At 65.9% G+C, this 7,716-nt stretch carries 10 protein-coding genes; 9 read left to right on the top strand and 1 reads right to left on the bottom strand.

Annotated elements, in window-relative coordinates; genetic code table 11:
• The first annotated feature begins 338 nt into the window (after positions 1 to 338).
• The 9 genes from rpmH (at position 339) to AB431_RS29260 (ending at position 6,461) form a co-directional block, all read left to right on the top strand.
• Positions 339 to 482: a 50S ribosomal protein L34 gene (rpmH, locus tag AB431_RS30260; RefSeq protein WP_019735309.1), complete on the top strand. Its 144-nt coding sequence runs from the start codon at positions 339 to 341 to the stop codon at positions 480 to 482.
• An 18-nt stretch (positions 483 to 500) separates the two neighbouring features.
• Positions 501 to 857 (top strand): ribonuclease P protein component, encoded by a 357-nt coding sequence (gene rnpA / locus AB431_RS29290; protein WP_047332901.1) that lies wholly within the window; start codon positions 501 to 503, stop codon positions 855 to 857.
• Complete coding sequence (gene yidD / locus AB431_RS30255; RefSeq protein WP_082135842.1) at positions 854 to 1,135, top strand: membrane protein insertion efficiency factor YidD; 282 nt, start codon at positions 854 to 856, stop codon at positions 1,133 to 1,135. Before rnpA ends, yidD begins: the two co-directional genes overlap by 4 nt.
• Positions 1,128 to 2,204, top strand: coding sequence for a membrane protein insertase YidC (gene yidC / locus AB431_RS29285; protein ID WP_047332900.1), 1,077 nt, complete (start codon positions 1,128 to 1,130; stop codon positions 2,202 to 2,204). The genes yidD and yidC overlap by 8 nt, the downstream gene beginning before the upstream one ends.
• Positions 2,205 to 2,239: 35 nt before the next feature.
• Complete coding sequence (locus AB431_RS29280) at positions 2,240 to 2,803, top strand: R3H domain-containing nucleic acid-binding protein (RefSeq protein WP_047332899.1); 564 nt, start codon at positions 2,240 to 2,242, stop codon at positions 2,801 to 2,803.
• 47 nt (positions 2,804 to 2,850) lie between these two features.
• Positions 2,851 to 3,555, top strand: a complete 705-nt coding sequence (rsmG, locus tag AB431_RS29275; protein ID WP_047332898.1) for a 16S rRNA (guanine(527)-N(7))-methyltransferase RsmG — start codon at positions 2,851 to 2,853, stop codon at positions 3,553 to 3,555.
• Positions 3,552 to 4,490: a ParA family protein gene (locus tag AB431_RS29270; RefSeq protein ID WP_047332897.1), complete on the top strand. Its 939-nt coding sequence runs from the start codon at positions 3,552 to 3,554 to the stop codon at positions 4,488 to 4,490. Before rsmG ends, AB431_RS29270 begins: the two co-directional genes overlap by 4 nt.
• On the top strand, positions 4,491 to 5,501 hold the full coding sequence (locus AB431_RS29265) for a ParB/RepB/Spo0J family partition protein (protein WP_369802954.1): 1,011 nt from the start codon (positions 4,491 to 4,493) through the stop codon (positions 5,499 to 5,501).
• A gap of 228 nt (positions 5,502 to 5,729) precedes the next feature.
• The gene (locus AB431_RS29260) at positions 5,730 to 6,461 is read left to right on the top strand and encodes a hypothetical protein (protein WP_047332896.1); all 732 of its coding nucleotides are present in this window, start codon (positions 5,730 to 5,732) and stop codon (positions 6,459 to 6,461) included.
• Here the strand turns inward: AB431_RS29260 and AB431_RS29255 are convergent, their stop codons facing one another.
• Positions 6,462 to 7,709 (bottom strand): N-acetylmuramoyl-L-alanine amidase, encoded by a 1,248-nt coding sequence (locus tag AB431_RS29255; protein ID WP_162489427.1) that lies wholly within the window; start codon positions 7,707 to 7,709, stop codon positions 6,462 to 6,464. It lies immediately after the preceding gene.
• Positions 7,710 to 7,716 lie beyond the last annotated feature (7 nt).

Genomic DNA, 7,716 nt, shown 5'->3' with positions numbered 1-7,716 from the left:
CGGGGCGAGTGCCAACCGTTCTGCAACATTGCGATCACGAAGGTATAACGGCGTTCGGAGCATCAGTGACGGCTGTGACGGCAGTGCCCTGGTCGGCTGACCCCGCGCTGGGAGGCGGTGGTGATCGATGGCACGACAAGGCGGTTTGACCAGGGCAAGTGAGGTCAGTACCCTCGAACAGTCGCCCATACGTCGGCGATACGGCTGCGACCGGAAGTTTCGGGACAGCGCCGGTTACCAGCGAGACCAGAGCTTAACAACGGCAGTCGCGTTCGCCGGTGTACACACCCAAGCGTGTACACCGGACAGCGACCGCCAAACGACGAGGAGATATAGCCGTGGCCAAGGGCAAGCGGACCTTCCAGCCGAACAACCGGCGCCGGGCGCGGGTTCATGGCTTCCGTCTGCGCATGCGCACGCGCGCCGGGCGCGCCATCGTGTCGGGCCGGCGCCGCAAGGGTCGTCGTTCACTGACTGCTTGATCCACGGGATCACGCGGCGTGCTCCCGGCTCAGTTCCGGATGACACGGTCTGCGGAGTTCGGCGCCACCATCAAGCACGGGGTGCGAGCGGCGCAGCCAGATATTGTCGTGCACGCACGACGTACGGCGGGCAGCGATGACGGACCCCGGATCGGATTGGTCGTCGCAAAATCGGTCGGCAACGCGGTTCAACGTCACCAGGTTTCCCGCCGGCTGCGCCATGTGGCGCGGTCCGTTCTACCCGACCTCAGCGCCGACGAACGCATCGTGATCCGGGCCCTGCCCAGTAGCCGCGATGCGATCTCCGCCCGCCTGGAGCAGCAGCTGAAGAACGGCGTCCGGCGCACCCATTCTCTGATGGAGAAGACGCGGTGAGCCATCTGCCGGCTCGCGTCGTGATCTTCCTCGTCGAGCTGTATCGACACACCATCTCGCCGCTGCGACTGCCGACATGCCGGTTCACGCCGACCTGTAGCCAGTACGCAGTGGACGCGCTGACTGAGTACGGATTGATTCGCGGTAGTTGGCTGACCGTGATCCGGCTGGGCAAGTGTGGTCCGTGGCATCGGGGAGGATGGGATCCAATACCCGAGCGGCGCCTGCAGGCGCCCGGGGCCGGTCTCGAAGAAGAGCGCAGGAGCACGCATGTTTAATTGGTTCAGCTTGGACGTCATCTATTACCCGGTGTCGGGCATCATGTGGCTCTGGTACAAGCTGTTCGCCGCCATCCTCGGCCCCACCAACTTCTTCGCCTGGGGACTGGCCGTCATGTTCCTGGTGTTCAGCCTGCGCGCGCTGCTCTACAAGCCCTTCGTCCGCCAGATCCGGACCACGCGGCAGATGCAGGAGTTACAGCCGCAGATCAAGGCACTGCAGAAGAAGTACGGCAAGGACCGCCAGCGGATGGCCTTGGAGATGCAGAAGCTCCAGCGCGAACACGGGTTCAACCCGATCCTCGGCTGCCTGCCGATGCTGGCCCAGATCCCCGTGTTCATCGGGCTCTATCACGTGCTGCGGTCGTTCAACCGCACCACCGGCGGCTGGGGCCAGCCGCATCTCACGGTGGCGGAGAACCGATCGACCGGCAACTACGTCTTCAGCCCTGACGACGTTGCCCATTTTCTGGACGCCAACCTCTTCGGTGCGCCGATCGGTGCGTTCATGACCCAGCACACCGGTCTGGACGCCTTCACCGAATTCAGCCGGACCGCCGTGATCGGCGTCGGGATTCCGCTGATGCTGCTCGCCGGTATCGCCACCTACTTCAACAGCCGGGCGTCGGTCGCACGCCAGAGCCCGGAAGCCGCAGCCAACCCGCAGACCGCGATGATGAACAAGCTTGCGCTCTATGTCTTCCCGCTCGGTGTGGTTGTCGGTGGCCCCTTCCTGCCGATCGCGATCATCATCTACTGGGTGTCCAACAACATCTGGACCTTCGGCCAGCAGCACTATGTGTTCGGCAGGATCGAGAAGGAAGAAGAAGCCAAGAAGGAAGAGGCGCTGGCCCGTCGAGCCGCGAACGCTCCGGCGCCGGGCGTCAAGCCGACCAAGCCGAAGAAGAGCGCGCCGGCTGCGACCAACGGCGCGGCGGCAGATTCCGCGGAGGAAGCCGCCGTCGAGGCGGACACCGATACCGATGCTGCGTCCGCGAAGCCGACCGACGGCGGGCCGACGGCCCGCACACCGCGCCCGGGAGCGCGGCCCAAGAAACGTAAGCGTTGACCGGAGATCGCTCCGGTGAGAAGAGGGAGAGACACATGGCGGATGCCGATACCACTGAAGTGACCGAGTCCGATGTCGCGATCGACAGCGACCTCGAGCAGAATCCCGATAAGGCCGAAGTGAAGGGCGAGGATCTCGAAGAGCGCCTCGTCGCCGAAGGCGAGATCGCCGGCGACTATCTGGAGGAGCTGCTCGACCTGTTGGATTTCGACGGCGACATCGACCTCGACGTGGAGGGGAACCGCGCAATCGTGAGCATCGACGGCGGCGACGACCTGTCGAAACTCGTGGGCCGCAAAGGTGAAATCCTCGACGCGCTGCAGGAGCTGACCCGGCTGGCCGTTCATCAGAAGACGGGCGAGCGCAGCAGGCTGATGCTCGACATCGCCAACTGGCGCCGTCGCCGTCGTGAAGAGCTGACCGCGCTGGGCGACAAGGTGGCCCGCCGAGTGCTCGAGTCCGGCGACCGTGAAGAACTGGCCCCGATGACGCCCTTTGAGCGCAAGATCGTGCACGACGCTGTGGCCGCCGTGGACGGCGTGCATAGCGAGAGCGAGGGTGTGGAGCCCTCGCGTCGCGTCGTCGTCCTGAAGGGCTGAAGTTACACCGGTGTAGTTCATAAATTGGACAGCACCATTAACGGAGGATGTTTCACGTGAAACATGGCACCGCGCCTCCTCCTCCAACGGCTGCCGAGATGGTGTTCGGCGACCGCGTGGGCCTGGCCCACCGTTACGCCGATCTGCTTGCCGGTCCTGGTGTCGAGCGTGGACTGATTGGGCCACGCGAAGTCGACCGGCTGTGGGAGCGACACATTCTCAACAGCGCCGCAGTGATCGAACTGATCGAGCCGGATGCCAGGGTGGTCGATATCGGGAGCGGGGGCGGCCTACCCGGCCTGCCGATCGCGATCGCCCGGCCAGATGTTCACGTGACGCTCATCGAGCCGATGCTGCGCCGGACCGAGTTCCTCGCGGAGTCGGTCGCGGCGTTGGGTCTGCCGATCGAGATCATTCGCGGCCGAGCCGAGGAACCGGCGGTCCGGGCCCGCGCTGGGGGAGCGGACGTCGTCGTCTCGCGGGCGGTGGCGTCCCTCGACAAGCTCACCCGCTGGAGTCTGCCGTTGTTGCGCCCCGGCGGTCGGATGCTGGCGATGAAGGGTGAGCGGGCGGAAGAGGAAGTCGTCGAAGGACGGCGGGGGATGGCGTCGTTAGGCGCAACCGATGTAAGGGTGATGAGATGTGGCGAGAGCTATTCGGATCCTCCCGCGACCGTGGTGATCGCGGTGCGGGGGGAGCGGGCGCCAGGCGGCAAGAAGCCCACGCGGACTTCGGAGAGAAGGGGATCATGACCATCCCACCCAACCCCGATCGAACGGGGGCGGCATCCGATGTTTCACGTGAAACATGGAACCCACCCAGCGACTTCGAGACCCCGATCGGCGCCGCTGCGGAACGCGCGATGCAGGTCCTTCACACGGTCGCCGGCCAGCTACCGCGCCCCGGTCGACGACGAGTCTTCACTGTCGCCAATCAGAAGGGCGGCGTGGGCAAGACGACCACGGCGGTGAACCTGGCGGCCGCCCTTGCGGTCCAAGGACTGAAGACGTTGGTGGTCGATCTCGATCCGCAGGGCAACGCCAGCACCGCGCTGGGGATCGCCGATCGGCTGTCTGGCACACCGTCGTCGTATGAGGTCTTGCTGGGGGAGATCCCGCTGCAGGCCGCCATCCGACAGAGTCCGCACAGCCCGCGCTTGTTCTGTGTGCCGGCGACGATCGACCTCGCGGGTGCGGAGATCGAACTCGTCAGCATGGTCGCCCGTGAGAACCGACTGCGCAATGCGCTCGCCGCCCTCGAGGACTCCGACTTCGATTACGTCTTCATCGACTGCCCGCCCTCGCTCGGCTTGCTTACGATCAACGCGCTCGTCGCGGCACCGGAAGTGTTGATTCCGATCCAGTGCGAGTACTACGCGCTGGAAGGTGTCTCGCAGTTGATGAAGAACATCGAGATGGTGCGGGCCCACCTCAACCCCCAACTGACGGTCTCGACCGTCATCCTCACGATGTACGACGGCCGGACAAAACTGGCCGACCAGGTGGCGAACGAGGTGCGCCGCTACTTCGGCGACAAGGTGCTCGGGACCGTCATCCCGCGAAGCGTCAAGGTCTCGGAGGCGCCCGGATACAGCATGACAATCATCGATTACGATCCCGGTTCACGGGGTGCGATGAGCTATCTGGATGCCAGTAAAGAACTCGCGCAACGGGCTACCCGGGCATAAATGGAGGCGCACATGTCATCGAAGAACAAGGGCGGCCTCGGTCGGGGGCTGGCATCGTTGATCCCCACCGGGCCGGCGGACGGCGGCCCACGGCTGGGCGCGGCGGCGGCCGATGTGGTGATCGGCGGAACCTCGCTGAACGCCGATAGCGTCGGTGCGGTTTACCGCGAGATCGACCCCGCCGCCATCGAACCGAATCCGCGGCAGCCGCGCCAGGTCTTCGACGAGGAGGCCCTCGCCGAACTGGTGCACTCGATCCGCGAATTCGGACTGATGCAGCCGATCGTGGTGCGGGCCGTTCCGGACACGGCGCCGGGATCGGCGGGCAGGGGCGCGGCGACCGGGGCGATGTCAACGCCGATCCGCTACCAACTGGTGATGGGGGAGCGGCGCTGGCGAGCGGCCCAAGAGGCCGGTCTGGCAACCATCCCGGCGATCGTCCGGGAGACCGCCGAAGACAATCTGCTGCGCGACGCCCTGCTGGAGAACATCCACCGCGTTCAGCTCAACCCGCTGGAAGAGGCGGCGGCCTACCAACAGTTGCTCGAAGAGTTCGAAGTGACCCACGATGAACTCGCCGTCCGCATCGGGCGGTCGCGACCGGTGATCACCAACATGATCCGGTTGTTGCGACTGCCGATCGCGGTCCAGCGCCGGGTGGCTGCCGGTGTGTTGTCGGCCGGGCACGCGCGTGCGCTCCTCGCGCTGGAGGCCGGGCCCGAGGCCCAGGAGGAGCTGGCCGCGCGCATCATCGCCGAAGGCTTGTCGGTCCGCGCCACCGAGGAGGCAGTCACCCTCGCCAATCGGTCGGACACCAAGACGCCTCCGGCGCCGCGGCGCAAACCGATTCAGATGCCCGGGCTTCAAGATGTGGCCGAGCGGCTGTCGAGCACCTTCGACACCCGGGTGACGGTGAGTCTCGGCAAGCGCAAGGGCAAGATCGTCGTCGAGTTCGGCTCGGTGGACGATCTGCAGCGCATTGTGGACATGATGAACCGGCCGGCTGGCTGAAAACGTAGGTACGACGACTCCAGCCAATTCCGTCACAGTGACGCCCGCCGCGTTTCGTGTTCGCTGCGCAGTCCCTCAATCGCGGGATCGCACAGGGGGCCAACACATTTCGTCCCGGAGAGCCGCCGGAGTAGGTAGCTCCGCCGCCACTGGCATGTTGCCGGTTGCCTCTCCTATCCTGAAGGGGCGCATTCGCCCTTTTGTGCCGCATGAAAGTCGGGGAGGTTAGTGTCCGTCCGCATCACGCCGCTTCGGCTCGAGGCGTTCGAGCAGTTGCCCAAGCACGCGCGCCGGTGTGTGTTCTGGGAAGTCGATCCCGCGACACTACGGGGCGGTGACTACCTTCCCGACCCCGAGTTCGAGAAGGAAGCATGGCTGTCGATGGTCATGCTCGAGTGGGGATCGTGTGGTCAAGTGGCCACAACGGTGCCCGCCGAGGGATCGGCGTCGGACGACGAGCAGCCGTGCCTCGGCTACGTGCTGTACGCCCCGCCCCGTGCGGTGCCGCGGGCGCAACTCTTCCCGACCGGACCGGTCAGTGCGGACGCTGTTCTGCTGACCTCCATGGCGATCGAACCCGGCCAGGCCGACAGCCTGCCGCACGCGTTGATCAGCCAGGTGGTCAACGAACTCGTTCGACGAGGTGTGCGCGCCCTCGAGGCGTTCGGCCGTACATCCGAGGCCACCGAACTCCTCGACCCCGACGCCGTCGACCCTGAGTTGCGTCCCGCCGTCGAGGTCTTGGGGGACTGCTCCTTCGACCAATGCATGATCGGCGCAGACTTCCTGCTGGACGCCGGATTCACCGTCGTCGCCCCGCACCGGCATTTTCCGCGGCTGCGGCTCGAGCTCGACAAAGGGCTCGGCTGGAAAGCCGAAGTGGAGGCCGCGCTGGAGCGGCTGCTGGAAAGCGCACAGCTGCAGGAGCCGGTCGGTGCCGGCGCAGAAGTTCGCGGCTGATCAGTAAGCGGGTCGGGCCTGTTCGACCGACAGCTCGTGGGCGAGTAGTTCGGCGAACGTGAAAGTGCCTGTGGGACGGTCGTTCTTGCCCAGGAGATAGAGCCGCTTGACGGCGGCCAGGATGCCTTCGGCGATCGCATCGCGGGAGTGGCTGGTCACCAGCATGGAGCGGTCCCGCGGGTTGGTGATGTAGCCGACGTCGACCTGCACGGTGGGCATCCGGGTGAGACGCAGCAGATCCCAGGTCCGGCCGTGCGTCCGGCAATCACGTAACCCGGTGCGCGCCACAACTTCTCGCTGAATGAAGTCAGCCAGGTTCCGGCCGATCGTCGATACCGAGCCGTGCGAGCTGCCGAAGTAGAACGAAGCCACACCGTTGGCCGACGGACTGGGCTGGGTCTCGCAGCGCAGGCTGATCATCAGGTCGGCGCCGACGGTGTTGGCGGTGGCGGCGCGCTCGGCGTCGGTCGGGCTGTGGCTCGGCGGCCTGGATAGGAAAGTCTCCATGCCGATCGCGGTCATCCGGCCTTCGAGCCGACTGGCCAAGTCCCACAGGATGTCTGCTTCACTGATCGGTCCCTCTGGACCCTGGGTGATCAGGCCGTGGTCAGAACCCCCGCGGCCCGGATCGATGATGATCCGCTTCCCGGAGAGCCGGGGGCCCGAGCGGCGGACCTGTTCCTCTTCGCGGATGGCGTGCAGCGAGCCGCCGGTGACGCGGGAACCCAGAAAGTCCAAGGAGCGCAACGTTTCCGGGCCGCAGATGCCGTCGGCGGACAGTCCATACTCGCGCTGGTAGGACATCAACCCGTTGTGAGTCTGCAACCCGAAGTAGCCGTCCACCAGCGCGGTGTAGAAGCCGAGCTCCTGCAGCTTGGCCTGCAGTGTGGCGACGTCATCGCCATACATGGGAGCACCGAATTGGTGCACCAGGGTGCGTGCTCCGAGCCGGTAGGAGGCTTCCTTGAGTGCGCGGTAGGTGGCCTCGCCGACGATCCCGTCGACCAGAAGTCCGCGGCGCTGCTGGAATGCCCGCACCGCCTCGTCGAGATCGGCGTCGAACACGTCCACGGCCACCCGCTTACCCGTGGTCAGGTCCGCGTCGGGATTGTCGACCAGGCCCAACGCCGAGAGCGCCTCGCGGATCTCGACGACGGCGTTGCTGCGGTCACCGCGGCGCAACACGTCATCCCGACCGCTGCGGTGTCGGGAGGCGTCGCCCCCGGCACCGTGGCGAAGACTCGACATGCAGGGC

It is taken from the genome of Mycobacterium sp. EPa45, from assembly GCF_001021385.1.
Lineage (GTDB): Bacteria > Actinomycetota > Actinomycetes > Mycobacteriales > Mycobacteriaceae > Mycobacterium.
The sequence above is the reverse complement of the archived record's forward strand: the minus strand, read 5'-3'. Positions and strand labels throughout refer to the sequence as shown.

Coding starts and splice junctions, on each gene's coding strand:
- AB431_RS29270 (WP_047332897.1), top strand. CDS start 3,552: ATGACCATCCCACCCAACCCCGATCGAACGGGGGCGGCATCCGATGTT.
- AB431_RS29255 (WP_162489427.1), bottom strand. CDS start 7,709: ATGTCGAGTCTTCGCCACGGTGCCGGGGGCGACGCCTCCCGACACCGC.
- AB431_RS29265 (WP_369802954.1), top strand. CDS start 4,491: ATGGAGGCGCACATGTCATCGAAGAACAAGGGCGGCCTCGGTCGGGGG.
- yidC (WP_047332900.1), top strand. CDS start 1,128: ATGTTTAATTGGTTCAGCTTGGACGTCATCTATTACCCGGTGTCGGGC.
- AB431_RS29280 (WP_047332899.1), top strand. CDS start 2,240: ATGGCGGATGCCGATACCACTGAAGTGACCGAGTCCGATGTCGCGATC.
- rsmG (WP_047332898.1), top strand. CDS start 2,851: ATGTTTCACGTGAAACATGGCACCGCGCCTCCTCCTCCAACGGCTGCC.